The following is a 26,445-nucleotide window of genomic DNA, read 5'->3' as shown; positions in this document are numbered from 1 at the left end:
TATTGGAAACATTTTGCCACGAAAAAACCAATCTGTCAAGACAGTTGTCTTGTCAATCGCTGCTGCCAATTTATAATGCCGGATCAGCCACTCTTTACCGCCTGAAACCATCCTGATGACACTTTCGTCCGGGCATCCAAATATTCTCCCTTCACCGGCCAATTTGGAAGCAAATCCATAATCGGATATTCTTGACAAAAAAATGAAAGAAGACTATAATAATTTTAAGTCTAATGCATATAATGTATTAATAGAAACTGTCGCGGGGTGGAGCAGTCTGGAAGCTCGTCGGGCTCATAACCCGAAGGTCACAGGTTCAAATCCTGTTCCCGCAATCCGTATAGCGTCCTCCGTGCAGCAGAGGGCGCTTTACTTGCTCTTACAGACAATATTAACAGATGAAGGCAGAATAAGGAGAAACTGAAGATTGGCTAAGAAAAAGAAGAAGAAAAAGAAGGGTGGCGCGCTGAATGTGATCCTTACGCTGGGGATCATTGTCTGCATCGGGGTTATGGGGTATTCCGTCTACCGTCTGGTGTCGGCGGCTTTGGAATATAAGGAAGGCGAGAACGAGTATGACAGCCTGAGGAAATATACGTCGGAGGTGAAAAGGGAGCTGCCAGGTGAAGAGAAGGAGAGCGCGGCGGTTTCGGCTGAGGATGTGCCTCAGCAGGAGACGGTTGCCCCGCCGATAGAAGTGGATTTTACTTCTCTGAAGGCGATCAATCAGGACATTGTCGGATGGATCTACATAGAAGCGCTGGATATCAGTTATCCGGTTGTACGCGGTGAGGATAATGATTATTACCTGCACAGGACGTTTGAGGGCAAGGACAATTTTTCCGGTTCTATTTTCGTGGAATACCGCAACAGCGGTGATTTCAGTGACAGCAATACAATTGTGTACGGGCATAATATGAAGAACCAGTCCATGTTCGGGAAGCTGAAGTTCCTGAAGGAACAGAATAAATATATGGAAAGCCAGTATTTTTGGATTCTGACGCCAGAGCATAATTACCGGTATGAGATGTTCAGCATGCAGGTGACGGAGGCGGACAGCGATGTGTATACGCTGTATGAGAATCCGGGTCAGGAGTATGTGGACTATTTGAATAAACGGCATGAGGAATCAGAGGTGGCGCTCCCTTATGCAGATTTCACTGCGGACAGCAAGATCGTTACCCTGTCTACTTGTACCAGCAATGATGCGGAGCGTTTTGTTGTGCAGGGTGTGCAGATTTCCGGATGAGCCGGCCGTGGAATGAGAAAGGAGGAACCTATGGAGGCCATTAAACAGCTGCAGAAGATTGTGGATGACCATGACAACATCGTTTTTTTCGGAGGGGCGGGCGTGTCCACGGAGAGTGGGATTCCGGATTTCAGGAGCGTGGACGGGCTGTATAACCAGAAGTATGATTATCCGCCGGAGACGATCCTCAGCCATACTTTTTTTATGAAGAACCCGGAGGAATTTTACCGGTTCTATCATGATAAGATGCTGGCACTGACCGCCAGGCCCAACGCAGCTCACAGAAAGCTGGCGGAGCTGGAGGAGGCGGGGAAGCTGAAGGCGGTGGTGACTCAGAATATCGACGGGCTGCACCAGGCGGCCGGGAGCAGGAAGGTGCTGGAGCTCCATGGCAGCGTTCACAGGAATTACTGCATGAAGTGCCATGCCTTTTATGATGCCGGATATGTGGCAGAAGCAGAAGGTGTCCCCCATTGCAGGGAGTGCGGCGGGATGATCAAGCCGGATGTGGTCCTGTACGAAGAAGGCCTGGATCAGAAGACGATTCAGGAGGCTATTTCTGTAATTTCTCACGCGCAGGTCCTGATCGTGGGTGGAACTTCCCTGGTCGTATATCCGGCGGCGGGGCTGATTCAATATTTCAGCGGAGATAAGATCGTTCTGATCAATAAAGGCGCAACTGGGATGGACAAGAGCGCGGACCTTCTGATTCAGGAGCCGATCGGACAGGTGCTGGAGCAGATAGCGGTGAGGTAGCCATATGGATTATGCAGTTGGAGATGTTGTGAAATTAAAAAAGCCCCATCCCTGCGGAAGCAGCGAATGGGAGATCCTCCGTGTAGGCGCGGATTTCCGCCTCAAATGTATGGGGTGCGGCCATCAGATTATGATAGCCAGAAAGCTGGTCGAGAAGAATACCAGAAATTTGAGGAAGAAAGATTCATAGGCTGTTCTCGCAGGCTCTTCAGAAATTGGCGCAAAATTGACTTTTAGAGGCTTTTATGGTATCATAAAAAGCCGTGATATACAAAAATTCAGAAGGTATCGAGGTAAGTAGAATGAATAAAGTTATTTTAATGGGAAGACTGACAAGAGACCCTGATATCCGTTATTCAGCCGGCGAGAATTCCACAGCAGTGGCCAGATATACGTTGGCCGTGGACCGCAGGTTCAAGAGGGACGGAGATCAGAGCGCTGATTTTATCAGCTGTGTGGCCTTCGGAAGAAGCGCTGAATTTGCAGAGAAATATTTTCATCAGGGGATACGGATCGTTGTGAGCGGAAGGATTCAGACGGGAAGTTACACGAACCGGGATGGGAATAAGGTCTATACCACGGATGTTGTGGTAGAAGATCAGGAGTTTGCAGAAAGCAAGAATGCCAGCGCTGAGAACAGTGCAGGCTTTACGCCGTCTTATCAGCAGCCGTCCTACCAGCAGCCGTCCGCGCCCAGCGCGCCGTCGCCTGCCCCGGCTTCTGCGGATGGTTTCATGAATATTCCGGATGGAATTGATGAGGAACTGCCTTTTAATTAAAGGCGGCGGGTTTCAGGGCGGCCGGCACGGCAGCCGGCCGCCTGTGAAAAGAGGGTTTGCCCTGCATGACGCGCACTTCGCAGCAAGCATATGAAATATGCTTAAAAGGAGCGGTGGAATGGACAAAATTAATAAAATAAAATTGAGCGGACAGCTGCGCAGCTATCTGAGATGCCCATTGGGGCTTTTCGTGCTGCTGGTTGCGATGAACGTCGGCGTATATTTTCTGGATGTCAATGCGGGACTTCTGGTCAGCGCAGGAATAGTGCTGTATCTGATTATCGCACTGATTTTTTATTATACAAAACGTGCGGCCGTATTCAACGAACTGATTACCTTTGCCGCACAATATGGGCAGGTACAGAGACAGTTGATTATGGATTTTTCTCTGCCCTATGCGGTGCTGGATGACGAAGGGAAGCTGCTGTGGTTTAACCAGGAATTCGCCTCTCTGACCGGAAAAGAAAACCGGACATACAGGAAGTCCATCACGAATATTTTTTCGGAAATTACCCTTGAAAAGTTCCCGGGGGAAGGGGAAGAAGCAGATTATTACCTTTCTTATATGCGGCGGGATTTTCGCGTGCATATAAAGTGTGTAAATATCGATTCAATGATTGAAAATTCTGAGATACTGGAATTGGAAGACGGACAGTCCTCCCATCTCTATGCCATGTATCTTTTTGACGAGACCCAACTGAATGAGTACATCCATAAATATGAGGATGAGACAATGGTCACGGGTCTGATTTATCTGGACAATTACGATGAAGCGCTGGAAAGCGTGGAAGAGGTCAGACGCTCACTGCTGACAGCTTTGATTGACCGGAAAATCAATAAATACTTTAATGACATTGACGGGCTGGTGAAGAAATTCGAGAAGGATAAGTATTTCCTGGTCATGCGGACCCGCTCTCTGAATGAATTAAAGAATATGAAATTTAATATTCTGGAAGAAGTCAAGACCGTGAACATCGGCAATGATATGGCTGTTACCATCAGTATTGGCATCGGCGCCAACAGCGGTTCCTATTCCAAGAACTCTGATTGCGCCCGGATCGCCATTGATCTGGCTCTGGGCAGAGGCGGTGATCAGGTTGTGCTGAAGGATGGGGATAAAATTCTCTATTATGGAGGGAAATCTCAGGCGGTTGAGAAGAATACCCGCGTCAAAGCCCGTGTCAAGGCCCATGCGCTGAAAGAATTCATGGATAGCAAAGATAAAATCATCGTCATGGGGCACAAGATCATTGACGTGGACTCCTTCGGCGCTGCGGTCGGTATTTACCGGGCGGCTAAGACTCTGAATAAAAAAGTACACATTGTGATTGACAACCCTACGTCTTCAATCCGTCCGTTGATGGAAGGCTTTCTGCATAATCCTGATTATGATGCGCATATGTTTCTGAACTGCCATGAGGCCCGGGAGATGACGGATGAGAACACGCTTGTGGTGGTTGTGGACACCAATAAGCCCAGCTATACTGAGTGTGAGGAGCTGCTATATATGACGAAAACCATCGTTGTCCTTGACCATCACCGTCAGGGCAGCGAGGTAATACGGAATTCTGTGCTTTCCTATATCGAGCCGTATGCGTCCTCGGCCTGCGAGATGGTTGCGGAGATCCTTCAGTATTTTGCAGACGGAATTCGTATACGGAATATCGAGGCAGACGCCATTTATGCGGGTATTATGGTGGACACGGATAACTTCCTGCAGAAGACGGGCGTGAGAACCTTTGAAGCCGCTGCGTTTCTGCGCCGCTGCGGAGCGGATGTGACCAGGGTGCGGAAGCTGTTCCGTGAGAATATGAACGATTACCGGGCGAGAGGCGAGACGATCCGGAACGCGGAACTGTTCCGTGAGTCCTTTGCTATCTCAGAATGCCCCAGCGGATATGTGGACAGCCCGACGATTGTGGGGGCGCAGGCGGCCAATGAGCTGTTGAATATTGTCGGAGTCAAAGCATCCTTTGTTCTGACAGAATACAGAGGAATTATTTACATCAGCGCGAGGGCGATTGATGAGGTCAATGTGCAGATCATTATGGAACGGATGGGCGGCGGCGGCCACTTGAATATTGCCGGCTGCCAGTTGGAAAGCTCGACTGTTCAGGAAGCGAAAGACTATCTGAAGGATACCCTTACAGAGATGTTGGATGGAGGAGAGATTTAGTATGAAAGTTATTTTACTGGAAGATGTTAAGAGCCTCGGAAAAAAGGGGGCGATTGTAAATGTCAGCGACGGCTATGCCAGGAATATGCTGCTGCCGAAGAAGCTGGGCGTGGAGGCGACTCCTAAGAATCTGAATGATCTTAAGCTGCAGAAGGCTCATGAGGATAAGGTGGCCAAGGAGGTGCTGGAGGCTGCCAGGGAGTTCGGCGGCCGGATTTCAGAAAGCGAGGTCACGATCCCCATTAAAGTGGGGGAAGGCGGCCGGGTATTCGGCTCAATCTCTGCAAAAGAAATTGCCGAGGCCGCGAAGGAGCAGCTGGGATTTGAACTGGATAAGAAGAAGCTGCAGATGGACGGCCCGATTAAGGAATTGGGTACGGCGACAGTCGCGGTTAAGCTGCATCCGCAGGTGACGGCGCAGCTGAAGGTGCATGTGAAAGAAGCTTAGGAGGAAAGGCCGGATGGAAGAGGCGCTGATCAAGAGGATACTGCCGCACAGTGTGGAAGCGGAACAATCTGTCATTGGTTCCATGCTCATGGGGCGGGAAGCGATCATGACTGCGTCAGAAATATTGACCAGCGAGGACTTTTATCAGCATCAATATGGAATTATTTTTGATGCTATGGTGGAACTGTTTAATGAGGGGAAGGCGGTTGATGTCGTTACCCTTCAGAACCGTCTGAAAGAAAAGGACGTGCCGCCGGAGATTGCCGGCATGGAGTTTGTCCGGGATCTGCTGAATGCAGTCCCAACCTCGGCGAATGTAAAATATTACGCGACGATTGTCAGTGAAAAGGCAATCCTGCGCCGCCTGATCCGGTTATCTGAGGAAATTGAAAATACCTGTTATCTGAATAAGGAACCAGTAGAAGAAATATTGGATTCCTCTGAGAAAAAGATGTTCCAGCTTTTTCAGCAGAGGGATTCCGGAGACATGGTGCCGATACGCCAGGTGGTAATGGATACGCTGGAGAATATCGAAAAAGCGTCCAAGACTACGGGAAGCGTGACGGGACTGGCGACAGGATTTATAGATCTGGACTATAAGACTTCCGGTTTTCAGAACTCTGACCTGATTCTCGTGGCGGCCAGGCCTTCCATGGGTAAGACGGCGTTTGTGCTCAATATTGCTGAATACATGGCGTTTAAGCAGAACCGGGCGGTGGCGATTTTCAGCCTTGAAATGTCCAAGCAGCAGCTGATGAACCGTTTATTCGCTATGGATTCCAGGGTGAATTCCCAGAGCCTGAGAACAGGCAATCTGAAGGATGAGGACTGGAGCAAGCTCATTGAGAGTGCCGGGCTCATCGGCGATTCCAGGCTGATCATCGACGACACTCCCGGCATCACAGTGCGGGAGCTGCGTTCCAAATGCCGGAAATATAAGCTGGAGCATGGTTTGGATATCATTATGATCGATTACCTGCAGCTGATGTCTGGCGGGGGAAAGGGCAATGATTCCCGACAGCAGGAAATATCCGATATTTCCCGTTCACTGAAGGCGCTGGCCAGGGAGCTGAACGTACCTGTGGTGGCTTTGTCACAGCTGAGCCGTGCGGTGGAGAGCAGGACCGATCACCGGCCGATGCTTTCCGACCTGCGTGAATCAGGTGCCATTGAGCAGGATGCGGATATGGTTATGTTCATATACCGGGATGACTATTACAATAAGGATTCTGATATGAAAGGCGTGGCGGAGATCATCATTGCCAAACAGAGGAACGGTCCGATCGGAACCGTGAATCTGGTGTGGCTGCCCGATTATACCAAGTTCATGAATCTGGAACAGGGCAACAGAAAATAATACGACTGACCGAGGGGGTCCGGAATATAAGGCTGTACAGGAAGTCCAGCCTTTGGCCGGGCCTCTTTCTGTGTCAGGTTTATTTGGTATGAGGGAGGAGAGGAATCACAGGAGGAAGTATATGAGAAATATGCTAAAAGGTTTGTTGGCGCTGGCTGGCGGCTGTCTGACGGCGGCGGCGGTGCAGGGGTCTGCCTGGCATTTCTACAGCCCCCCGGAGGCAGTGGGCAGCATTGTGGAGGATAGCGGACAGAAGGATCTGAAAAGTGCTGCGGCGCTGTGGCTGGAGCAGTATACAGAGCAGCTGGAAGGCTGGAAGGTGCCTTATGGGTACCGCCTGCTGGACGAAAGGGTGATGGAAGTGCAAGTCCTGGACGGGGAGGCGGGATATGTGCAGATTGATTATCTGATCAAGCCGGCGAGCGGCAACTATGAGCTGCTTGCTTATTATAATGCAACAGAGTACGGATACGGCTGGTATCAGGCCCAGACGGTGCTTAAGCTGGTGGCGCATAGGGGGGAGTATCAGGTCATGGAACAGATGAGTCCGGTGCAGTATCAGATTGCCACAGATCCTGCGCTTCAGGAAGAAATTAAGCCCCCCTCCTATGAAATGCAGGATGAGGAGTGCACGTATGTGTTCCGGGACCAGAAGCTTTACGTTACTTATGATTATGGAAAGAGTATGTTTGAGGTGCCTGTACCCTATGAAGATATCGCCGGAACTAATAACGGCGGATATGACGAATATATTGGTGATAACAGCCGTATCATCACCAGGGAGTTTACCGCTTTTGTCGCTTACACCGGCAGTTACTCCTATTTAATTTACAGCACGGATGCCGGAGAAAGCTGGAATGAGTCCAGGATCTATGACAGCGGGTACAGAAGCGTGGCCTATCTCTCCAGGACAGAAACCCGATGCTATGTTTCCCTGGCGGTGGACCGTTCGCTGGGACACGATTATTACGGTACATTTATGACTGCGGATTTTTCCGGATGGGAGCTGCTGTCTGGCGAGGCGTTTCAGGGAGGTTCTTATTCCTGCGTATGGTTTGCGGCGGATGGAATAGGATATCTGGCTTCCGGAGGTGCGGACGGGGATGGAAACTGTGTCCTGTACTATACAGAGGATAACGGGACGAGCGCCCGGGAGATTACACTTCCCGCGGATGCTCCGGCGGCGGAGAAGCTGGGATATAACCCTTTTACAGAGGTGGAGAACATTTACCGGGAGAATGGTAGAATCTTCCTGATTGTGGGACAGGGGGACAGCGGGGATTATGCGAGAGACGGAAAACTGGTAAAAGCACTGTATGTATCGGATGACGGCATGAACTTTTCTTTTGCTGAAGAGATGTTTGATCAGCCGGTGGAAGTGGGGTGAAGACTGTGAAAAAGGGTAAAAAAGTGGGACGGTGGATGATCCTGGCGCTGTTCGCTCTGGGATTCGGATGGCACGCCGTTCAGGAATTTGCACTGGTGCTCCAGTACGGGGATTTGAAAGGCGGACTGAAAGTGGCGGCAGCGGCTTTGGTGATCGGTTTGGCATATTTCGCGGTGCTTTTTGTGCCTTCTATATTGGAAAAACGCAGAAAAAATTAGAAGGGGCGGGGGTTTGCGTTGGTTTTGTCGAACGAATTTCGTTGTATTGAAAGGCCCGGATGGTATAATGAAAAGGGACGATTATTATATCATATGGAAGGGGCAGGTCTATGGAACAAACCATTTACCCAGTGGCGGAGGCCGTCAAAATACTCGGCGAGAAATCATCAGCGCTACGGTACTGGGAAGAGCAGTTTGGACTGGACATAAGAAGAAATCCCAAGGGGAACCGATGCTACAGTACAGAAGATATTCAGATTTTTCTGTGCATACAGGAGTTAAAGAAAAAGGGATATCAGCTGAAGGAGATTAAAGAGGTGATTCCGCTGCTTATGCAGGCGGCCGCACCGGAAGAGGACAAGGACAGGCAGTTGAGGTTCTATGAAGTTTTAGACCGGCTGATGCAGGAGCTGAAACGCCAGAGACGGCAGGAAGACAGGTATAAACGGGTAGATGAGGCGATCAGGCAGCACCAGATAGCCAGGAAGCAGGTGGCGGTGACGGAAGAGCAGAAAAGACAGAAGGGAAAAAAGAAGAAAAAGACCAGCAGGAAAGCGCTGCGTTAAATGGATCGTCATGCCGGCCGGGATGCTGCCGGTGTGGCGGACGTATAAGAAGGATTACAGAAAAGAGAGGAAAAGGCATAATGAAAGAAGGCGTCTCAGGATCAAGTAACTTGAACCCGAGACACCCTCTTTTTAATATGTTTAAATAAAATCGTTCCTGTTCCTGAATTATTCAGCAACAATAGCTCCTGTCGGACAAGCGTCTTCGCAAGCGCCGCAGTCTACGCAGGTATCAGCAGCGATTTCGTATTTTCCGTCACCCTCGCTGATAGCGTCAACAGGACATTCGCCTACGCAGGTTCCACAAGATACACATTCATCGGTAATTACACGTGCCATTGTTATATCCTCCTTAAATCTACCATTTGTAATTTTCCAGGCCCTTACCCCAGGCCCTAAGCACATTCTAATATATATTGTTCCAGAATACAAGTATAAAATTAGGAACATTTTTTGATGTAAAATCTGGTAAAGATGAAGTCCTGTGTCGGGTTGACATAGGAGGGGAAAATGGCTATGATGGTTAAAAAGTAACAAGATAAAGACGCTGGAGGATATGATGAAAGAATTGCTGCTGAGAGATTACAGGCCAATAACCCGCCTCCGCCTTGAGGAGCATTGCCCGGGAAGGCCGAAGTATCCGGCTATTGACGGGCACGCTCATTTCGGCCGCCTGGGATTGGGAGAGCATTACGAAGAGGCTTATGATACCGGAGAGGCCGTGGCGGCTTACCGGGAGCTGGGAATTGAGCGGGCGGTCAACCTGGACGGCGAAAGCGGGCCTTATCTGGACCGGATGCTGAAGAAGATGGAGGGATATGAGGATTTTTTTATCCTCTTCGGGAATGTGGAGGTTGAGCGCCTGGATGATGCGGGGTTCGACGGATACGTCTACCGGACGCTCTGCGAGAGTAAGAGAAAGGGCGTGCGGGGGCTGAAATTCTGGAAAAATCTTTCTCTGGGAATATTAGATCAGACGGGAAGCTATATCCCTCTGAACGACCGGCGCCTGTCCCCTGTCTGGCAGTATGCGGCACAGCTGGGGATGCCTGTGCTTCTGCATGTGGGGGACCCGGAAGCCTTTTTTTCGCCGGTCACGCCTCAGAATGAGAGATACGAGGAGCTTCAGGCCCATCCGGAATGGTCCTTTTGCAGAGAAGGATTGTATTCTTTTGAAGAACTGATGGAGCAGCAGGAGCAGATGGTGGCAGACAATCCGGAGACAGTGTTCATCATTGCGCATTTTGGCTCATGGGCAGAAAATCTGAAGGAGGTGGCCCGCTGGATGGACACTTATCCCAATTTTAATGTGGATATTGCGGAAAGGATTGCCGAGCTGGGACGGCAGCCCTATTCCTCCAGGCGGTTTTTTGAAAAGTATTCAGACAGGATAATATTCGGGACAGACAGTATGCCTGGCCATATGCTTCAGCGTATTAATTACCGTTTTTTGGAGACAGAGGACGAATACTTCGATTACAGCTATGAAGGGGTGCCTCCCCAGGGCCGCTGGAAAATCTACGGATTGGGACTGCAGGACAGCGTGCTCGAAAAAATATACAGTAAAAATATCCAGCGTATCCTTTCTTGGCCTTGCACAACCGGTCAAAAGGTATTATAATGGGAAAAGCATAAAAGAAGGAGGAAAAACCAATGGCAAAAGTAACCAAAGATATGACTATCGGAGAATTACTTCAGGTGGATAATAATATTGCAGGAATCTTAATGAGAGCAGGTATGCATTGTCTGGGATGCCCCTCTGCGCAGGCAGAGTCTCTGGAAGAGGCAGCAATGGTTCACGGCCTGGACGCAGATGTCTTGGAGGCACAGATCAACGATTATCTGGGAGCCTGACCCGAGAATTTGATAGCATAGAATTGGGAGTCATTGCACAATCCGCAATGACTCCCTTATTTTATTATGAAAGTTCTGGACGGCAGCTGTGAACCTGTCCGCTTAGTAAAAGTATTTAAGACGGAACCAGTATTTATACAGATAGGAAAATCCCAGGGATTCGTAAAGCCTGATGGCCGATTCGTTATCCTCCACCACCTGCAGATAAGCGTGCTTGGCTCCCTTCCGGTAACCGCCTGCCAGTATAGTCCGGCATATGGCGCTGGCATAGTGTTTCCTGCGGTAGTCAGGATGTACGTGGATCGCATAGACTCCAATGAAGTCTCTGTCCAGTATGCCCAGTCCTGTGGCGACAATCCTGCTTCCATCGTGAATGGATGCGCATATGGTTTCCTTGGGTATCGCACGGTACATAGAAGGCACCACGAGGCGGTGCATGACATTGGTGGTCCCCTTCAGCGCAAACAGCGCGTCAATCCAGGTACTCGGTATAAAAGCGCTGGTATCTACAGTGATTCCATCTTCCTGATGCGGCACATCTTTAAAACAATGCGTCATCACGTTGGTAGTGTGCTGTGTCATATACCCCTTTCTAGCCAGGAGCCTGTCAAAATCCGGCGCTACAAGAGGAGATATTTTAAAAACGGCCGGGGTGCCCCATTTGCGGTAGACATCCTCACAATAGGAGATCTTCTCATCGATGGGAATAGCAGAGAGGCCAATTTGTTCCACGCTGTTTGTCCGGTGTGTATAAAAATAAGAAAAACGTAAAAGCCAGCCGTCATAGATCTGAATCTGGTGGGAAGGCCAGGCGTTGAGTGACAGGTCTTCAATAGTCTTTATCATTGGATTCATGAGAAGCTCTCTCTTTCATCAGATGAAGTACGCCGGGAAAGGCGCATATCTATTATAGTATACAGAGGGAAAAGTAACAAGCAGGAATTGGGAATTGGTTTCCTTGCATAATTTGTAAAAAGGGAGTATAATAGATCCGATACAGTTATGAAAAGTCAGACAAGGAGATTATCACAGAATGTCAAAGGTATTAAAAGTATTCGTTAATCTGATATTATTACTGTTTATACTGACCGGAATTGCCCTCCTTGTGCCGCCGCTGGTTGGAGTTACGACGGTTGTGGCAGAAGAGGGAATGGTTACTAATATGCAGACGGGGTCTGTGGCTTATGCGCTTAAGAAACCGTTGAGTGAGCTGAAGGCAGGCGACAAGATTCTCCAGACAGGGGAGGATTCTGCCTATGTCTATGAGATTACGTCTCTTAACGCGGAGACCGGAGTAGTTACGGTGAGGCCGTCGGACGGGGCTGCAACGCAAGAACTGACACTGAGGAATACGGCGCAGAAAGAAGTGATCACGGTCCCGCTGATCGGTTATGTTTCTATTGCCATGCAGACGACAGAGGGCAGGATTATCCTGGGGCTGGCGGCGCTGCTTGTCATTGTCCTTTTCATAGTGGCTGAGATCTGGAGCAGAAGACATGAGGATGACGAGGAGGAAGACGAAGAGGACGACGGAGAGGCAGAGCTTACCCGCAGAGAGCTGAAGGCGCGTCAGAAGGAACAGAAACGGCTGGTGAAGGAGAAGAAAAAACGGGAGAAGCGCGGAGAAGGTGAAGAAGATCAGTTCTTCAGCGAACTAGCAGATAAGAAGCGCAGCGCAGACAAGCGAAGCGAAAGAGAATACCAGAAGAGACAGACGGGCGGGGTTCATTCGGAGCCGGATGATACGGAAGATGATATACGGAAGAGCCAGATGCCAGAAGGGGATGCTGAGGTTTTCATTGAGAAAATTGAGGAGCCGGAGAAAGATCAGGCGGAGTGGGACGAGCTGAACGCAGAGACAGCTTCAGAGGATGCAGCCGTAGAGGTATTGCAGCCGGAAGAGCTGGAGGAGCCTGTCAGGACAGCGGATACTGACGGAGAGGATATGCCTGTGCCTGAGACAGATACAGAGAAAAATGTGGGAACAGATACGATTCCGGATGTACAAGCTGCTCTGGAAGCCGCACTGGAGACGCAGCAGATTCGTCAGCCTGAACAGATGGTGGAGCAAGGGTACCCTGAAGAAGAAGCGGAACAGACGCAGGCTTTGGAGGAGATTGAGCTGGCTATGCCTGTGAGGACCGTGGAGGAGCTGCTGCAGGAGGCTTATTCAGACGGAGATGATCCGGTTGTAAAGGAAGATGATACGACGGGAGTCACATTTGTAGATTATTCAGAATGCTTATAATATAGAAGAAAGGCAGCCGATCCGGGTGGAGGATGGCTGTCTTTCTTCCTCTGGTTAAGGTGTTTTGACCGGATTCGCCAGACAAGGCGGTTTTCCGGCGCAGTAATTTGAAGAAATTGTAAAAAGTGCTTGCATTTTTTGGACTTTCCCGTTATAATAATTCGTGTTGTGACATTGATAGCTGTGAAGCGTGAGGTTGCTGCCCGCTGTGGCAGGTTTTCCGTGGAGCGAATGTCAAGTTAGGAAACTGGCGACAAGTCACTGTACAAATTTAGAAAGTCCACCCCAGAGTGGAAACAACGTGTGAAAGTCAATGACACACACGGAGATGTGTACAGTCACCGCTTGTCGTACTCGAAAAGTGCGAAAAGGAGGCGACTTTTTTTATGGCAAGTCAAGTAATGAGAATCACCCTGAAAGCGTATGATCATCAGTTAGTAGATGCATCCGCAGCAAAAATCATCGAAACGGTAAAGAGGAACGGATCAACGGTGAGTGGACCGGTGCCGCTGCCCACGAAAAAAGAGGTAGTAACCATCTTAAGAGCAGTCCACAAGTACAAAGATTCCCGTGAGCAGTTTGAGCAGAGAACACACAAGAGACTGATTGACATCATCACTCCTACACAGAAAACAGTTGATGCTCTCTCCAGGCTGGAAATGCCGGCAGGTGTCTATATCGACATCAAGATGAAGAGCAAGTAACAGACAAAAAAGTTACAAAATCAGTTAATTGATATAGAAGTAATCGCAGTACAAACAAAGCGCATTCCACTTATATCTGTTAACTAGAATGAACTCCCACACAGGGCGTTCCGCTGTAGAAAAACAGGAGGTAAAAAGAATGAAGAAAGCGATTTTAGCTACAAAAGTTGGAATGACTCAGATTTTCAACGAAGACGGAGTCCTCACTCCGGTAACTGTATTGCAGGCTGGACCGTGTGTCGTAACTCAGGTTAAGACAGAAGAGAACGACGGATACAGCGCGGTACAGGTTGGTTACGGCGACATCAGAGAGAAGCTGGTGAACAAGCCGAGGAAGGGACAGTTTGACAAGGCAGAAGTTCCCTACAAGAGATTTCTGAAAGAGTTCAAACTGGAAGATGCGCAGAATTATGAATTGAAGCAGGAAATCAAGGCCGATATCTTTGCGGCAGGCGACAAGGTAGATGCGACTGCAATCAGCAAGGGTAAAGGATTCCAGGGCGCCATCAAGAGACATGGACAGTCCAGAGGACCCATGGCTCATGGTTCCAAATATCATCGTCATGCAGGTTCCAACGGTGCATGTTCTGATCCCAGCAAGGTATTCAAGGGCAAGAAGATGGCGGGACATATGGGTCATGAGAGAGTTACCGTACAGAATCTGGAAGTTGTGCGTGTAGATGCTGAAAATAATCTGTTACTGGTAAAAGGTTCCGTGCCGGGACCCAAGAAATCCCTGGTAACGATCAGAGAAACCGTAAAGACGGTTTAATAACCTTTTAACTGGAAAGGAGGAACATACAGATGGCAAACGTATCTGTTTATAATATGGAAGGCAAAGAAGTTGGAACCATGGAGCTTTCTGATGCCGTGTTCGGCGTGGAAGTAAAAGAGCACCTGGTTCATCAGGCAGTTGTTCTTCAGCTGGCTAACAACCGTCAGGGAACTCAGAAGGCAAAGACCCGTTCTGAGGTAAGCGGCGGCGGAAGAAAGCCCTGGAGACAGAAGGGGACCGGTCATGCGAGACAGGGTTCAACGAGATCTCCTCAGTGGACCGGCGGCGGCGTTGTATTCGCTCCCGTTCCGAGAGACTACTCTTTCAAAATGAATAAGAAAGAGAAGAGGCTGGCACTGAAATCCGTTCTTACCAGCAAAGTGCAGGATAACAAATTCCTGGTGCTGGATGAGCTGAAGCTGGCTGAAATCAAGACAAAAGAGATGAAGAAGGTTCTGGATAACCTGAAAGTAGACAAGGCACTGGTTGTTGTTGGTGACGACTGTGAGAACGTGATATTGTCCGCAAGGAATATTCCCGGAGTGCAGACCGCGTCCGTGAACAGCATCAATGTATTCGACATCCTGAAATACAACACCGTAATCGCAACCAAGAGCAGTGTAGCATCCATCGAGGAGGTGTACGCATAATGGCAAATATTCAGTATTTTGATGTGATATTAAAGCCGCTCGTAACTGAGAAGAGCATGAGCGGAATGGGAGAGAAGAAATACACCTTCCTGGTACACCCGGAGGCAAACAAATCCCAGATCAAAGAGGCAGTTGAGAAAATGTTTGACGGCGTGAAAGTCAAGAGCGTGAATACCCTGAATCAGGACGGCAAGACAAAACGCCGCGGAACGACTTATGGTAAGACCGCGAAAACTAAAAAGGCCATCGTTGCCCTGACAGAAGAGAGCAAAGATATCGAGATCTTTGAAGGGCTGTAAAGAGCGGCGAATTTAGCTGAGGGAACGTACCACACTATGTGCAGTGATGCACGACAATAACATCGAACACCTTCCCGCATCCCGCCGGGGCTGCGGACAGGTGCATAATGAAAGGAGATACCGTAATGGGAATTAAAACCTATAACCCATATACACCTTCCAGAAGACACATGACCGGTTCTGATTTCTCCGAGATTACCAAGTCCACTCCGGAAAAATCTCTGGTAGTTTCTCTGAATAAGGCTTCTGGACGCAACAATCAGGGAAAGATCACAGTCAGACATCATGGCGGCGGCAGCAGAAGAAAATACAGAATCATTGATTTTAAGAGATTTAAGGATGATGTTCCTGCTTTTGTTAAAGCAATTGAATATGATCCGAACAGAACAGCAAACATCGCTCTGATCTGCTATGCAGACGGAGAGAAAGCATATATCCTGGCTCCGGAAGGCCTGAAGGTAGGCATGAAGATCATGAACGGACCGAACGCAGAAGTTCGTCCCGGCAACTGCCTTCCGCTGGCTGATATTCCGGTAGGTACCATGGTTCACAACATTGAGCTTCATCCTGGGAAGGGCGGCCAGCTGGTTCGTTCTGCAGGAAACGGCGCACAGCTTATGGCAAAGGAAGGAAAATACGCGACACTGCGTCTGCCTTCCGGTGAGATGAGAATGGTTCCCATGGTTTGCCGTGCTTCTGTTGGTACTGTTGGTAATGGCGAACACAGCCTGATTAACATCGGTAAAGCTGGAAGAAAACGCCATATGGGCATCCGGCCGACCGTCCGTGGTTCAGTTATGAACCCCAACGATCATCCTCATGGCGGTGGTGAGGGACGCGCGCCGATCGGCCGTCCGGGTCCGTGTACTCCGTGGGGCAAACCCGCGATGGGTCTGAAGACCAGAAAGAAGAACAAACAGTCCAACAAATACATCGTTCGTAGAAGAGATGGCAAAACATTATCGAAATAAGGAGGTTAAACGATGGCTCGTTCACTGAAAAAAGGCCCATTTGCTGATGAAAGCCTGTTAAAGAAAGTTGATGCTGCCAACGCATCAGGCGATAAGACAGTTATTAAGACCTGGTCACGTCGTTCTACAATCTTCCCGTCATTCGTGGGACACACAATTGCAGTCCATGACGGAAGAAAACATGTGCCGGTATATGTTACTGAGGATATGGTTGGACACAAGCTCGGTGAGTTTGTGGCAACCAGAACTTACAGAGGACACGGAAAAGACGAAAAGAAATCCGGCGTAAGGTAAGTAGAGCGAAAGGAGGTTATTAGCAATGGCTAAAGGACATAGAAGTCAGATCAAGAGAGCAAGAAATGAGATGAAAGACACAAGACCTTCTGCAAAGCTGTCATACGCAAGAATGTCAGTTCAGAAAGCTTGTTATGTACTGGATGCAATCCGTGGAAAAGATGTTGAATCCGCACTTGGTATCCTGACATATAACCCGAGATATGCTTCCAGCGTGATTAAGAAACTGCTGGAATCCGCAGTTGCTAACGCTGAGAATAACAACGGCCTCAGCAGAGACAGTCTGTACGTGGCTGAGTGCTTTGCGAACAAAGCGCCGACCATGAAGAGAATTCATCCGAGAGCACAGGGTAGAGCCTACAGGATTGAAAAAAGAACAAGTCATATCTCTATCGTGTTAGATGAAAGGTAAGGAGGTTAAGCATGGGACAGAAAGTTAATCCACACGGCTTAAGAGTCGGTGTGATCAAGGATTGGGATTCCAAATGGTATGCAGAAGGCGATTTTGCAGATTATCTTGTAGAAGACTACAATATCAGAAAATTCCTGAAGAAGAAACTGTACAGCGCAGGCGTTTCCAGAATCGAGATCGAGCGGGCGTCTGACAGAGTGAAAGTGATTATTTATACAGCAAAGCCCGGCGTCGTAATCGGTAAGGGCGGAGCTGAAATCGAAAAGGTAAAGGCAGAACTTGCCAAATATACCGAGAAAAAACTGATTGTTGATATCAAGGAAGTTAAGAGACCTGACCGTGACGCACAGCTTGTTGCCGAGAACATCGCTCTGCAGCTGGAGAACCGTATCTCTTTCCGCCGTGCCATGAAATCCACAATGCAGAGGACTATGAGAGCCGGCGCCAAAGGAATCAAAACATCAGTATCCGGTCGTCTTGGTGGAGCAGATATGGCCCGTACCGAGTTCTACAGTGAGGGAACCATCCCGCTGCAGACCCTGCGCGCAGATATCGACTATGGTTTCGCCGAAGCAGATACCACATACGGCAAAGTTGGCGTAAAAGCGTGGATCTATAACGGTGAAATACTTCCAACCAAAGGAGCTAAGGAAGGGAGCGATAAATAATTATGTTAATGCCTAAGAGAGTAAAACGTCGTAAACAATTCCGTGGGTCCATGAAAGGTAAAGCCTTAAGGGGCAATAAAATCAACTATGGTGAATTTGGCCTTGTGGCTGCAGAGCCCTGCTGGATCAAATCCAACCAGATCGAGGCAGCCCGTGTTGCTATGACCCGTTACATCAAACGTGGTGGTAAAGTTTGGATCAAAATTTTCCCGGATAAGCCGGTTACTGCAAAACCTGCCGAGACACGTATGGGTTCCGGAAAAGGTTCTCTGGAGTACTGGGTAGCAGTTGTGAAACCAGGCCGTGTAATGTTTGAGATCGCAGGAGTGTCTGAAGAGATTGCCCGTGAAGCATTACGTCTTGCCATGCATAAGTTACCATGTAAATGTAAAATAGTTTCTCGTGCAGACTTAGAAGGCGGTGATAACAGTGAAGAGTAAAAAGTATGTAGAAGATTTAACGGCTAAATCAGCTGCAGAATTAAAAGATGAATTAGTAGCTGCTAAGAAGGAACTCTTTAACCTGAGATTCCAGAACGCGACCAATCAGCTGGACAATACGAGCAGGATCAAAGAGGTTCGCAAGAACATTGCGAGAATTTCAACTGTAATTGCGCAGAAGGCCAATTCAGCCAACTAAAGGCCCGTTCTTTAGTGAATGAAAGGAGACAGACAAACCGTGGAAGAAAGAAATCTGAGAAAAACGCGTGTCGGTAAAGTTGTCAGCGATAAAATGGATAAGACCATCGTTGTAGCGATTGAAGACCACGTAAAACATCCGCTATACAAAAAGATTGTGAAGAAAACCTATAAATTAAAAGCGCACGATGAAAATAACGAATGCAATATCGGTGATACTGTAAAAGTTATGGAGACCCGCCCGTTATCCAAGGATAAGAGATGGAGACTGGTAGAGGTCATGGAGAAAGCGAAATAATTGATGGAATGCTAAAGGAGGAATACCAGCATGATTCAGCAGGAAAGCAGACTGAAGGTCGCTGATAACACCGGTGCGAAAGAGATTCTCTGCATTCGTGTTATGGGCGGTTCTACCAGAAGATATGCGAATATTGGTGATATTATCGTTGCTACGGTCAAAGATGCAACACCTGGCGGCGTTGTGAAAAAAGGCGATGTAGTAAAAGCTGTAGTGGTACGTTCTGTGAAGGGTGCCCGCCGCAAAGATGGTTCCTACATCAAATTTGATGAGAATGCAGCGGTTATTATCAAAGATGACAAGACTCCCAGAGGAACACGTATTTTTGGGCCAGTAGCCAGAGAGCTTCGTGAGAAACAGTTTATGAAGATTGTTTCCTTAGCTCCGGAAGTATTATAGGAGGTCGGCAATGTCAGTGAAGATTAAAAAGGGTGATACTGTTAAAGTAATCGCCGGTAAGGATAAGGATAAAGAAGGAAAGGTTCTTTCTGTCGATTTGAAGAACAACAGAGTCATCGTAGAAGGAATCAACATGATCACTAAACATACAAAACCCAATATGCAGAATCAGCAGGGCGGGATTGTGAACAAAGAGGCTCCTATTGATCTTTCGAACGTCATGTACCTTCACAAAGGAAAAGTAACCCGTATCGGATACAAGCTGGACGGGGATAAGAAGGTTCGTGTTGCAAAATCAACAGGCGAAGTGTTGGATTAAGAAAGAGAGGAGGCCTGAAACGTGAGCAGATATAAAGAAATGTACAAGAATGAAATCGTCGATGCCATGACGAAGAAATTCGGATATAAGAACGTAATGGAAGTGCCAAAACTCGAAAAGATCGTCATCAACATGGGTGTAGGAGAAGCGAAAGAGAATGCCAAGGTTCTGGATTCCGCTGTCGGCGATCTGGAGAAAATCACCGGTCAGAAGGTAGTTGTGACCAAGGCAAAGAAATCTGTTGCTAACTTCAAGCTCAGAGAGGGAATGCCGATTGGATGCAAGGTTACCTTAAGAGGCGAGAAAATGTATGAGTTCGCTGAGCGTCTGATTAACCTGGCACTGCCCCGTGTACGTGACTTCCGTGGTGTGAATCCGAACGCTTTCGATGGCAGAGGAAACTATGCTCTTGGAATCAAAGAGCAGCTGATTTTCCCCGAAATTGAGTATGACAAGGTTGACAAGGTGAGAGGTATGGATGTCATTTTCGTTACCACCGCCAAAACCGATGAAGAAGCTCGTGAATTGTTGACATTATTCAATATGCCATTCGCAAAGTAATATAGGAGGAAATATTCATGGCGAAAACAGCAATGAAAATCAAACAGCAGCGCACAGCGAAATTCTCTACCAGAGAATACAACCGCTGCAGAATCTGTGGACGTCCACACGCATACCTGAGAAAATACGGAATCTGTCGTATCTGTTTCCGTGAATTAGCATATAAAGGCCAGATTCCTGGCGTGAAGAAAGCTAGTTGGTAAAATAGGAAAGGAGGAAACACATCATGTCAATGAGCGATCCAATTGCAGATATGCTTACAAGAATCCGTAACGCGAACACAGCGAAACATGACGTTGTAGACGTTCCGGCATCAAAAATGAAAATAGCCATTGCCGATATCCTCGTTAATGAGGGATACATCGCAAAATATGATCTTGTCGAAGAAGGGTCTTACAAAACGATCCGTATCACCCTGAAATACGGTGCAGATAAGAATGAAAAAATCATTTCTGGATTAAAGAGAATTTCCAAACCCGGTCTTCGTGTATATGTGAACAAAGAAGAACTGCCAAGAGTTCTGGGCGGTCTGGGAATTGCAATCCTTTCCACCAACCAGGGAGTGATTACCGACAAACAGGCCAGAAAGCTGCAGGTAGGCGGCGAAGTCCTGGCATTTGTGTGGTGACCGAAAGCAACTTAATGAGTGCAAGCCGAAAGGCGCCGCACGAATTTAGTGCGAGGCCGTTCCCGAACCTAAACGAAAGCAAGCCGAAAGGCGCCGCTTGAATGTAGTTGAGGGAACACTGAAAGCAACTTAATGAGCGCGAGCCGTCAGGCGAAGTGCGGAAGCAACTGAAAACAGAGGGGAACCACATGTGTCCTCTCCGAAAATCTAAGTTAATCAGGAGGAATTTAAGGTATGTCACGTATAGGAAGACTGCCAGTAGCCGTTCCCGCCGGTGTTACGGTTGATATTAAAGAGGGAAATGATGTTACAGTAAAGGGTCCGAAAGGAACTCTCCAGAGAGTCCTGCCGGAAGAAATGTCTATCAAGCTGGAAGACGGCCAGGTAATCGTTACCAGGCCAAATGATTTGAAAAAAATGAAGTCCCTGCACGGGCTGACCAGAACTCTGATCCACAACATGGTTGTAGGCGTCAGCGAAGGATATGAGAAAGTTCTGGAGGTTAACGGCGTCGGTTATCGTGCAGCGAAACAGGGAAAGAAACTGGTTCTGAATCTGGGTTACTCTCACCCGGTAGAGATGGAAGATCCGGCTGGTCTGGAATCTGCTGTCGACGGAAACAAGATCACTGTTAAAGGTATCGATAAAGAAAAAGTCGGCCAGTATGCAGCTGAAATCAGAGACAAGAGAAGACCTGAGCCTTATAAGGGCAAGGGAATCAAGTATGCTGATGAAGTGATCAGACGTAAAGTCGGCAAGACTGGTAAGAAATAATATAAGGAGAGTGTGAAAATGATTAATAAAGTATCAAGAGCTCAGGTTCGCCAGAAAAAGCATAGAAGAATGCGTAATCATATCGCCGGCACAGCAGCAAGACCGCGTCTGGCTGTATTCCGCAGCAACAGTCATATGTATGCACAGATTATCGACGATACGGTTGGCCATACACTGGTTTCCGCTTCTACTCTTCAGAAAGATGTTAAAGCCGAATTAGAGAAAACCAACGATGTAAAAGCAGCGGCATATCTGGGAACTGTGATCGGTAAAAAAGCAGTTGAGGCAGGAATTAAAGAAGTGGTTTTCGACCGCGGCGGTTTCATTTATCAGGGAAAAATCCAGGCACTGGCAGACGCAGCACGTGAAGCCGGTCTGGAATTCTAAGAGGAAGGAGAAGAACACATGAGACATGCAATCATTGATGCCAGCCAGTTAGAGCTGGAAGAGAAAGTTGTTTCCATCAAGCGAGTTACCAAGGTTGTTAAAGGTGGTCGTAACTTCCGTTTTACCGCTTTAGTAGTTGTGGGTGACCACAACGGACATGTGGGCGCAGGCCTTGGAAAAGCAACCGAGATTCCGGAGGCGATCCGTAAGGGCAAAGAAGATGCCATGAAGAAACTGGTGAACGTTGCGAGAGATGAGAACAACAGTGTTACCCATGACTTTATTGGAAAATTCGGCAGCGCAGAGGTTCTGCTGAAGAAAGCTCCGGAAGGTACCGGTGTAATCGCAGGAGGCCCTGCCCGTGCAGTAGTAGAGCTGGCCGGCATCCAGAATATCCGTACCAAATCACTGGGCTCCAATAACAAACAGAATGTAGTTCTGGCAACTATTGAAGGTCTTCGTCAGTTAAAGACTCCTGAAGAAGTGGCAAGACTGCGCGGCAAAGCTGTTGAAGAGATCTTTGCTTAAGGAGGGCTGGAAAAATGGCAGATAAGTTAAAAATTACTTTGGTAAAATCTACAATCGGCTGTGTACCAAAGCATAAAAAGATTGTAGAAGCATTGGGCTTGAGAAAAGTTAACCACACAGTAGAACAGCCTGACAATGCTGCTATCCGCGGCATGATCAAGCAGGTTGGTTATCTGTTGAAAGTGGAAGAATAATCTTTAGTGAAAAGGAGGTACCAACATGGACTTATCAAATTTACAGCCCGCAGAAGGCTCCAGACACAGTGATAGCTTCCGCAGAGGCCGTGGACATGGTTCAGGTAATGGTAAGACAGCCGGTAAAGGACATAAGGGACAGAAAGCTCGTTCCGGAGCACCGAGACCAGGCTTTGAAGGCGGACAGATGCCTTTATACAGAAGACTGCCGAAGAGAGGCTTTACATGCAGGAACTCTAAGGAAATCATAGCGATTAATGTGAGCGAGTTGGAGAGATTTGAGGACGGCGCGGAGGTAACAATTGAGTCCTTAATGGAAATAGGCTTGGTATCCAACCCGAAAGACGGAGTAAAAATCCTTGGGAATGGCGGAATTTCCAAGAAACTTACAGTGAAAGTGAACGCCTTCAGTGAAAGCGCAAAAGCCAAAATTGAGGCAGCAGGTGGGACAGCCGAGGTGATTTAATGTTTAAAACCTTAAGAGATGCTTTTAAGATTAAAGAAGTACGCCATAGGATTTTTTACGTTCTGTTTGCACTGGTTGTGATCCGTGTCGGATCACAGATACCGGTGCCGGGCGTTGATACGAGCTTTTTCAGCAATTATTTCAATAACAGCTCCAATGATGCGTTCACATTTCTGAACGCATTCACAGGCGGCGGCTTTACGAATTTTTCCATCTTTGCACTTAGTATTACACCGTACATCACTTCTTCCATCATTATTCAGCTTCTGACGATAGCGATTCCGAAGCTGGAGGAAATGCAGAAGGACGGAGAAGAAGGCCGCAAGAAGCTGACGGCTATTACCCGTTATCTGACAGTCGGCCTCTCACTGTTTGAATCCATTGCCATGTGTATCGGATTTGGCAACAAGCTGATCCTTGAGTTGAACGCGGTTAATGTGATTGTGGTGGTCGCTTCTCTGACAGCCGGTTCCGCTTTCCTGATGTGGATTGGTGAGCAGATAAACGACAAGGGTGTGGGCAATGGTATTTCCATGGTCCTGCTGATCAATATCCTGTCCCGTATTCCGGTGGATATGATTACACTCTTCGAAAATTTCGTAAAAGGAAAAACAATTGCGAAAGCAACAGTTGCCTGGATTGTCATTGCGGTAATTATACTGGCAGTAACAATACTGGTTTTGATCCTGAACGGAGCGGAGAGAAGAATCCCGGTTCAGTATTCCAAGAAGATGGTAGGAAGAAAGATGGTGGGCGGTCAGTCCTCCCATATTCCGCTGAAGGTCAATACAGCCGGCGTAATTCCGATTATCTTCGCATCTTCAATCATGTCCTTCCCGGGCATCATTGTGGCATTTACAGGTAAGACTCCCGGCGGCTGGGGCGGAAAAATTATCAATATGCTCAGCTCCAGCAACTGGTTCAAACCAAGCGACTGGTTTTCAAGCATCGGACTGATCCTCTACGTCGTGCTGGTGATCTTCTTCGCTTATTTCTATACGTCTATCACCTTCAATCCCATTGAGGTGGCGGATAATATGAAGAAGCAGGGCGGTTTTATTCCGGGAATCCGTCCCGGAAAAGCGACGGTGGATTTCCTGAATTCGGTACTGAAATATATCATTTTTATCGGGGCGGCCGGCCTTACGATTGTAGCCGTCATTCCCTTCTTCTTCAACGGTATGTTCAGTGCTGAGGTATCCTTTGGAGGGACTTCCTTGATAATTATCGTATCAGTTATTTTGGAGACATTGAAACAGGTGGAATCCATGATGCTGGTCCGGAATTACAAAGGATTCTTGAACGATTGACACGTTTGTGTTATAGTAAGGTTGTGGCGCGCGAGTGTCACAGCCTTATCGTATTTTATTGCACAGGAAGGTTCTCTGAATGTCCCTGTACAATGCAGAGTGGGTCAGCCCGCTTGATCCGAACAAATTAATGAACAAATTATTAGGAGAGGTACGTGTGTATGAAAATCATTATGTTAGGGGCACCGGGAGCCGGTAAAGGAACACAGGCGAAACGGATTGCAGAGAAGTATGACATTCCGCATATTTCTACCGGTGATATTTTCCGTGCGAATATTAAGAATGGGACGGAGCTGGGGAAGAAAGCCAAGAGCTATATGGATCAGGGCCTGTTGGTGCCTGATGAGTTGACCTGCGATCTGGTGGTGGACAGGATTTCCCAGCCGGATGCGGTCAGGGGATATGTGCTGGACGGATTTCCGAGGACAATTCCTCAGGCTGAAGCACTGACTGCCGCTCTGGACCAGCGCGGTGAGAAAGTGGACTATGCCATTAATGTCGAGGTGCCGGATGCTAACATAGTGAACCGTATGTCTGGACGGCGTGCATGTCTTGCCTGCGGTGCAACTTATCATGTGGAATACAATCCTCCGAAAACTGAGGATAATTGTGATGTCTGCGGCGGCGGCCTCGTCCTCCGCGATGATGACAAGCCGGAGACGGTGAAGAAACGTCTCGACGTATATCATGCGCAGACGCAGCCCCTGATCGACTATTATCAGGCGGCAGGCGTGCTGGCTGAAGTGGACGGTACCCAGGACATCGACGTGGTATTCCAGGATATTGTCAAGATTTTAGGAGTATAAAAATATGTCCGTAACAATTAAAACTGCCAGAGAGATTGAACTAATGAGACACGCAGGAAAGCTTCTGGAGCAGGTTCATGATGAACTTGCGAAGATCATCCGGCCGGGCATCTCCACCTGGGAGATCGACCATGAAGGCGAGAGGATGATCCGTGAACTGGGATGTGTTCCGAATTTCCTGCATTATAACGGATATCCGGCATCTATTTGTGTATCTGTGAATGACGAGGTAGTACATGGAATTCCCAAGAAGGGCAGGCTCCTCAGGGAGGGCGATATCGTCAGCCTGGATGCTGGCCTGATTTACGAAGGTTACCATTCGGATGCGGCCCGTACGTACGGTGTGGGCAAGATCAGCCAGGAAGCGCAGCAATTAATAGATGTGACCCGGCAATGCTTTTTTGAAGGCATTAAGTATGCGAAGGCAGGCTGCCACCTCCATGAAATATCCGCCGCTATCGGTAAGTACGCGGAGAAGTTTGGATATGGGGTGGTCAGAGACCTGGTGGGCCATGGGATCGGCACCCATCTGCATGAAGACCCGCAGATTCCCAATTTTGTCTGCAAAAGCAGGGGAATCCTTCTGCAGCCGGGGATGACGCTGGCGATTGAACCCATGATCGATATGGGGACGGCTGATGTGTGCTGGCTGGACGATGACTGGACGGTCGTGACAGAAGACGGTTCGCTGTCAGCTCACTATGAGAATACGGTTCTGATCACCGATGGTGAACCGGAGCTGCTCACCCTGACCAGGTAAAGGAGTTGCCATGAAGCAGCTTGTAAAAGGGATGTATGCCAGAAGCCTGGCAGGTCATGACAAGGGAAAACTATATATAATTATCGAAGCAGATGAAGCATATGTATATCTGTCTGACGGGAGGCTCCGCCCCCTGGATAAGCTGAAGAAGAAGAAACTCAGGCATATCCAGCCCGATTACGGTGTGTCAGCGGTACTGCAGGAGAGGATGGGAGAACAACTGCCCATCAGAGATGAAGATATCCGAAAAGCAATTAAAGTCAAGGAGGTTTGATGTATGTCGAAGGCAGATGTGATTGAGGTGGAAGGAACCGTTCTGGAGAAGCTGCCCAATGCGATGTTCAAAGTAGAATTGGAGAACAAGCATGTGGTGCTGGCTCATATCAGCGGAAAACTCCGCATGAATTTTATCAGAATCCTTCCAGGGGATAAAGTGACCATAGAGCTTTCTCCCTACGATCTGGACAAAGGACGTATTATCTGGAGAGATAAATAAGCACAAGCAATGAAACAGAGGTTTGTATGCCCGCGCAGTCTGGGAAGGTCCAGATCGTGCGGGTATTTTG

41 protein-coding genes and 1 tRNA gene are annotated in these 26,445 nt (G+C 48.2%); 40 read left to right on the top strand and 2 right to left on the bottom strand.

Annotated elements, in window-relative coordinates; genetic code table 11:
- Window positions 1-261 precede the first annotated feature (261 nt).
- From H9Q79_RS09180 to H9Q79_RS09130, 11 genes are all read left to right on the top strand, one after another.
- Window positions 262-335, top strand: a tRNA-Met gene (locus tag H9Q79_RS09180).
- 92 nt (window positions 336-427) lie between these two features.
- Window positions 428-1,249 carry a class B sortase gene (gene srtB, locus H9Q79_RS09175; protein WP_249328129.1) on the top strand — a complete coding sequence of 274 codons (822 nt, stop codon included), beginning with the start codon at window positions 428-430 and terminating at the stop codon, window positions 1,247-1,249.
- A gap of 30 nt (window positions 1,250-1,279) precedes the next feature.
- The gene (locus tag H9Q79_RS09170; protein ID WP_249328128.1) at window positions 1,280-2,005 is read left to right on the top strand and encodes an NAD-dependent protein deacylase; all 726 of its coding nucleotides are present in this window, start codon (window positions 1,280-1,282) and stop codon (window positions 2,003-2,005) included.
- 4 nt (window positions 2,006-2,009) lie between these two features.
- A complete protein-coding gene (locus H9Q79_RS09165; protein ID WP_118643389.1) occupies window positions 2,010-2,195 on the top strand; it encodes a DUF951 domain-containing protein in 186 nt (61 codons plus the stop codon).
- A gap of 112 nt (window positions 2,196-2,307) precedes the next feature.
- Window positions 2,308-2,784: a single-stranded DNA-binding protein gene (locus H9Q79_RS09160; protein WP_249328127.1), complete on the top strand. Its 477-nt coding sequence runs from the start codon at window positions 2,308-2,310 to the stop codon at window positions 2,782-2,784.
- Between the two features lie 118 nt (window positions 2,785-2,902).
- On the top strand, window positions 2,903-4,960 hold the full coding sequence (locus tag H9Q79_RS09155) for a DHH family phosphoesterase (RefSeq protein ID WP_249328126.1): 2,058 nt from the start codon (window positions 2,903-2,905) through the stop codon (window positions 4,958-4,960).
- Between the two features lies 1 nt (window position 4,961).
- Window positions 4,962-5,408, top strand: coding sequence for a 50S ribosomal protein L9 (rplI, locus tag H9Q79_RS09150; RefSeq protein WP_118643393.1), 447 nt, complete (start codon window positions 4,962-4,964; stop codon window positions 5,406-5,408).
- 13 nt (window positions 5,409-5,421) lie between these two features.
- Complete coding sequence (gene dnaB, locus H9Q79_RS09145) at window positions 5,422-6,765, top strand: replicative DNA helicase (protein ID WP_249328125.1); 1,344 nt, start codon at window positions 5,422-5,424, stop codon at window positions 6,763-6,765.
- 121 nt (window positions 6,766-6,886) lie between these two features.
- Window positions 6,887-8,152, top strand: coding sequence for a beta propeller repeat protein (locus H9Q79_RS09140; RefSeq protein ID WP_249328124.1), 1,266 nt, complete (start codon window positions 6,887-6,889; stop codon window positions 8,150-8,152).
- A 5-nt stretch (window positions 8,153-8,157) separates the two neighbouring features.
- Window positions 8,158-8,370, top strand: a complete 213-nt coding sequence (locus H9Q79_RS09135; RefSeq protein ID WP_249328123.1) for a hypothetical protein — start codon at window positions 8,158-8,160, stop codon at window positions 8,368-8,370.
- A gap of 110 nt (window positions 8,371-8,480) precedes the next feature.
- Window positions 8,481-8,936 (top strand): helix-turn-helix domain-containing protein, encoded by a 456-nt coding sequence (locus H9Q79_RS09130; RefSeq protein ID WP_249328122.1) that lies wholly within the window; start codon window positions 8,481-8,483, stop codon window positions 8,934-8,936.
- Window positions 8,937-9,104: 168 nt separating this feature from the next.
- Here the strand turns inward: H9Q79_RS09130 and H9Q79_RS09125 are convergent, their stop codons facing one another.
- Entirely contained in the window at window positions 9,105-9,275 is a 171-nt protein-coding gene (locus tag H9Q79_RS09125) for a 4Fe-4S ferredoxin (protein WP_118643403.1), read from the bottom strand.
- A 217-nt stretch (window positions 9,276-9,492) separates the two neighbouring features.
- On the opposite strand from H9Q79_RS09125, the gene H9Q79_RS09120 reads away from it, so the two are divergent.
- Window positions 9,493-10,557 carry an amidohydrolase family protein gene (locus H9Q79_RS09120; RefSeq protein ID WP_249328121.1) on the top strand — a complete coding sequence of 355 codons (1,065 nt, stop codon included), beginning with the start codon at window positions 9,493-9,495 and terminating at the stop codon, window positions 10,555-10,557.
- Between the two features lie 32 nt (window positions 10,558-10,589).
- Window positions 10,590-10,790 (top strand): DUF1858 domain-containing protein, encoded by a 201-nt coding sequence (locus H9Q79_RS09115; protein ID WP_118643409.1) that lies wholly within the window; start codon window positions 10,590-10,592, stop codon window positions 10,788-10,790.
- 102 nt (window positions 10,791-10,892) lie between these two features.
- Here H9Q79_RS09115 and H9Q79_RS09110 read toward each other — a convergent pair whose 3' ends face one another.
- Complete coding sequence (locus tag H9Q79_RS09110; protein WP_118643411.1) at window positions 10,893-11,645, bottom strand: GNAT family N-acetyltransferase; 753 nt, start codon at window positions 11,643-11,645, stop codon at window positions 10,893-10,895.
- Between the two features lie 178 nt (window positions 11,646-11,823).
- Here H9Q79_RS09110 and H9Q79_RS09105 point away from each other — a divergent pair, with 178 nt between their 5' ends.
- The 27 genes from H9Q79_RS09105 (at window position 11,824) to infA (ending at window position 26,375) form a co-directional block, all read left to right on the top strand.
- Window positions 11,824-13,038 carry a hypothetical protein gene (locus H9Q79_RS09105; RefSeq protein WP_118643413.1) on the top strand — a complete coding sequence of 405 codons (1,215 nt, stop codon included), beginning with the start codon at window positions 11,824-11,826 and terminating at the stop codon, window positions 13,036-13,038.
- A 386-nt stretch (window positions 13,039-13,424) separates the two neighbouring features.
- Window positions 13,425-13,742 (top strand): 30S ribosomal protein S10, encoded by a 318-nt coding sequence (gene rpsJ, locus H9Q79_RS09100; protein WP_118643415.1) that lies wholly within the window; start codon window positions 13,425-13,427, stop codon window positions 13,740-13,742.
- 139 nt (window positions 13,743-13,881) lie between these two features.
- On the top strand, window positions 13,882-14,514 hold the full coding sequence (gene rplC, locus H9Q79_RS09095; RefSeq protein WP_118643417.1) for a 50S ribosomal protein L3: 633 nt from the start codon (window positions 13,882-13,884) through the stop codon (window positions 14,512-14,514).
- 32 nt (window positions 14,515-14,546) lie between these two features.
- Window positions 14,547-15,167 (top strand): 50S ribosomal protein L4, encoded by a 621-nt coding sequence (gene rplD / locus H9Q79_RS09090; protein WP_249328120.1) that lies wholly within the window; start codon window positions 14,547-14,549, stop codon window positions 15,165-15,167.
- Window positions 15,167-15,466: a 50S ribosomal protein L23 gene (rplW, locus tag H9Q79_RS09085; RefSeq protein WP_118643421.1), complete on the top strand. Its 300-nt coding sequence runs from the start codon at window positions 15,167-15,169 to the stop codon at window positions 15,464-15,466. The genes rplD and rplW overlap by 1 nt, the downstream gene beginning before the upstream one ends.
- A 125-nt stretch (window positions 15,467-15,591) precedes the next feature.
- Window positions 15,592-16,437 carry a 50S ribosomal protein L2 gene (gene rplB / locus H9Q79_RS09080; RefSeq protein WP_249328119.1) on the top strand — a complete coding sequence of 282 codons (846 nt, stop codon included), beginning with the start codon at window positions 15,592-15,594 and terminating at the stop codon, window positions 16,435-16,437.
- A 12-nt stretch (window positions 16,438-16,449) separates the two neighbouring features.
- Window positions 16,450-16,731 (top strand): 30S ribosomal protein S19, encoded by a 282-nt coding sequence (gene rpsS, locus H9Q79_RS09075; protein ID WP_118643425.1) that lies wholly within the window; start codon window positions 16,450-16,452, stop codon window positions 16,729-16,731.
- Window positions 16,732-16,756: 25 nt separating this feature from the next.
- The gene (gene rplV / locus H9Q79_RS09070) at window positions 16,757-17,143 is read left to right on the top strand and encodes a 50S ribosomal protein L22 (RefSeq protein WP_118643427.1); all 387 of its coding nucleotides are present in this window, start codon (window positions 16,757-16,759) and stop codon (window positions 17,141-17,143) included.
- Window positions 17,144-17,154: 11 nt separating this feature from the next.
- Complete coding sequence (gene rpsC / locus H9Q79_RS09065; protein WP_118643429.1) at window positions 17,155-17,811, top strand: 30S ribosomal protein S3; 657 nt, start codon at window positions 17,155-17,157, stop codon at window positions 17,809-17,811.
- Between the two features lie 2 nt (window positions 17,812-17,813).
- Window positions 17,814-18,251 carry a 50S ribosomal protein L16 gene (gene rplP / locus H9Q79_RS09060; RefSeq protein ID WP_118643431.1) on the top strand — a complete coding sequence of 146 codons (438 nt, stop codon included), beginning with the start codon at window positions 17,814-17,816 and terminating at the stop codon, window positions 18,249-18,251.
- Complete coding sequence (gene rpmC / locus H9Q79_RS09055; RefSeq protein ID WP_118643433.1) at window positions 18,241-18,450, top strand: 50S ribosomal protein L29; 210 nt, start codon at window positions 18,241-18,243, stop codon at window positions 18,448-18,450. The genes rplP and rpmC overlap by 11 nt, the downstream gene beginning before the upstream one ends.
- A gap of 18 nt (window positions 18,451-18,468) precedes the next feature.
- Window positions 18,469-18,747 carry a 30S ribosomal protein S17 gene (rpsQ, locus tag H9Q79_RS09050; protein WP_118643435.1) on the top strand — a complete coding sequence of 93 codons (279 nt, stop codon included), beginning with the start codon at window positions 18,469-18,471 and terminating at the stop codon, window positions 18,745-18,747.
- A 30-nt stretch (window positions 18,748-18,777) separates the two neighbouring features.
- Window positions 18,778-19,146: a 50S ribosomal protein L14 gene (gene rplN, locus H9Q79_RS09045; RefSeq protein ID WP_118643437.1), complete on the top strand. Its 369-nt coding sequence runs from the start codon at window positions 18,778-18,780 to the stop codon at window positions 19,144-19,146.
- A 10-nt stretch (window positions 19,147-19,156) separates the two neighbouring features.
- Window positions 19,157-19,465 (top strand): 50S ribosomal protein L24, encoded by a 309-nt coding sequence (rplX, locus tag H9Q79_RS09040; RefSeq protein ID WP_118643439.1) that lies wholly within the window; start codon window positions 19,157-19,159, stop codon window positions 19,463-19,465.
- Window positions 19,466-19,486: 21 nt separating this feature from the next.
- Complete coding sequence (gene rplE / locus H9Q79_RS09035) at window positions 19,487-20,026, top strand: 50S ribosomal protein L5 (RefSeq protein WP_118643441.1); 540 nt, start codon at window positions 19,487-19,489, stop codon at window positions 20,024-20,026.
- Window positions 20,027-20,043: 17 nt separating this feature from the next.
- On the top strand, window positions 20,044-20,229 hold the full coding sequence (locus H9Q79_RS09030) for a type Z 30S ribosomal protein S14 (RefSeq protein WP_118643443.1): 186 nt from the start codon (window positions 20,044-20,046) through the stop codon (window positions 20,227-20,229).
- A 23-nt stretch (window positions 20,230-20,252) separates the two neighbouring features.
- Complete coding sequence (rpsH, locus tag H9Q79_RS09025; protein ID WP_118643445.1) at window positions 20,253-20,654, top strand: 30S ribosomal protein S8; 402 nt, start codon at window positions 20,253-20,255, stop codon at window positions 20,652-20,654.
- 234 nt (window positions 20,655-20,888) lie between these two features.
- Window positions 20,889-21,428: a 50S ribosomal protein L6 gene (gene rplF, locus H9Q79_RS09020; RefSeq protein ID WP_118643447.1), complete on the top strand. Its 540-nt coding sequence runs from the start codon at window positions 20,889-20,891 to the stop codon at window positions 21,426-21,428.
- Between the two features lie 18 nt (window positions 21,429-21,446).
- On the top strand, window positions 21,447-21,815 hold the full coding sequence (rplR, locus tag H9Q79_RS09015; protein ID WP_118643449.1) for a 50S ribosomal protein L18: 369 nt from the start codon (window positions 21,447-21,449) through the stop codon (window positions 21,813-21,815).
- An 18-nt stretch (window positions 21,816-21,833) separates the two neighbouring features.
- Complete coding sequence (gene rpsE / locus H9Q79_RS09010; RefSeq protein WP_118643451.1) at window positions 21,834-22,343, top strand: 30S ribosomal protein S5; 510 nt, start codon at window positions 21,834-21,836, stop codon at window positions 22,341-22,343.
- Window positions 22,344-22,357: 14 nt separating this feature from the next.
- Window positions 22,358-22,537, top strand: a complete 180-nt coding sequence (gene rpmD, locus H9Q79_RS09005) for a 50S ribosomal protein L30 (protein WP_118643453.1) — start codon at window positions 22,358-22,360, stop codon at window positions 22,535-22,537.
- 25 nt (window positions 22,538-22,562) lie between these two features.
- The gene (gene rplO, locus H9Q79_RS09000; RefSeq protein WP_118643455.1) at window positions 22,563-23,003 is read left to right on the top strand and encodes a 50S ribosomal protein L15; all 441 of its coding nucleotides are present in this window, start codon (window positions 22,563-22,565) and stop codon (window positions 23,001-23,003) included.
- Window positions 23,003-24,313, top strand: a complete 1,311-nt coding sequence (gene secY, locus H9Q79_RS08995; RefSeq protein ID WP_118643457.1) for a preprotein translocase subunit SecY — start codon at window positions 23,003-23,005, stop codon at window positions 24,311-24,313. The genes rplO and secY overlap by 1 nt, the downstream gene beginning before the upstream one ends.
- A 161-nt stretch (window positions 24,314-24,474) precedes the next feature.
- Window positions 24,475-25,119 (top strand): adenylate kinase, encoded by a 645-nt coding sequence (locus H9Q79_RS08990; RefSeq protein ID WP_118643459.1) that lies wholly within the window; start codon window positions 24,475-24,477, stop codon window positions 25,117-25,119.
- Window positions 25,120-25,123: 4 nt separating this feature from the next.
- Window positions 25,124-25,879: a type I methionyl aminopeptidase gene (gene map / locus H9Q79_RS08985; RefSeq protein ID WP_118643461.1), complete on the top strand. Its 756-nt coding sequence runs from the start codon at window positions 25,124-25,126 to the stop codon at window positions 25,877-25,879.
- Between the two features lie 10 nt (window positions 25,880-25,889).
- Entirely contained in the window at window positions 25,890-26,153 is a 264-nt protein-coding gene (locus H9Q79_RS08980) for a KOW domain-containing RNA-binding protein (protein ID WP_118643463.1), read from the top strand.
- A 3-nt stretch (window positions 26,154-26,156) separates the two neighbouring features.
- On the top strand, window positions 26,157-26,375 hold the full coding sequence (gene infA, locus H9Q79_RS08975; RefSeq protein ID WP_022461642.1) for a translation initiation factor IF-1: 219 nt from the start codon (window positions 26,157-26,159) through the stop codon (window positions 26,373-26,375).
- Window positions 26,376-26,445: the final 70 nt, after the last annotated feature.

Source organism: Wansuia hejianensis (genome assembly GCF_014337215.1).
Taxonomy (GTDB): domain Bacteria; phylum Bacillota; class Clostridia; order Lachnospirales; family Lachnospiraceae; genus Scatomonas; species Scatomonas hejianensis.
This window is presented reverse-complemented; position numbering and strand designations above follow the sequence as displayed.